This window comes from Prevotella amnii CRIS 21A-A, from assembly GCF_000177355.1.
In the GTDB taxonomy this organism is placed as follows: Bacteria; Bacteroidota; Bacteroidia; order Bacteroidales; family Bacteroidaceae; genus Prevotella; species Prevotella amnii.
In genome coordinates this window covers 1-570 of sequence record NZ_ADFQ01000076.1, presented here as the reverse complement: position 1 = coordinate 570, position 570 = coordinate 1, and the positions used below count along the sequence as shown (strand labels likewise).

1 pseudogene is annotated in these 570 nt (G+C 43.7%); it reads left to right on the top strand.

What is annotated here, in order from left to right:
* Positions 1–67: 67 nt before the first annotated feature.
* A pseudogene (locus tag HMPREF9018_RS06905) lies at positions 68–570 on the top strand (toprim domain-containing protein); the annotation flags it as partial.

Sequence of the window (570 nt, the reverse complement as noted above, 5' to 3'; positions counted from 1 at the left end):
TAATCAAAATATAATCCGATATAAAAATCAGAATGGAAAAATGTTCAACCAATAAAACAATACGACAATGAAAGAAGAAGATTTATCACTCATCAAGCGATACCCCATCGTGGAGTATTTTGAAAGGAAAGGCATCAAGCCTGTACGTAGGACACCTTCCTATGCGCTGTACCGCTCACCACTCAGAGAGGAAACGCATCCGAGTTTTAAGGTGGACACACAGAAGAACCTCTGGATAGACTATGTCGAAGGCAGGGGCGGAAGTATTATCGACCTTTGTATGCGGTTAGAGGGCTGCACACTGTCGGAAGTCATCCGCATTTTGGGGCAGAATTCTCCCGATATAACGCACGTTCCTCGTAGAGAAAGTGTTCAAGGCACTTCCAAGCAAGAAAGTATCAGACAAGCAGTGTCTACAAGTGGAGTAAGAAGCCTGATAGAAATATCAGACACCTTACCTCCACACTTATTAAAGTATCTTGAGGAAGACCGCTGCATCAACTTAGAAAAGGCTATGCCCTTTCTGCGTTGTATCAGCTATGAGGTAAGAGGGCTGCACTATCAAGCCAT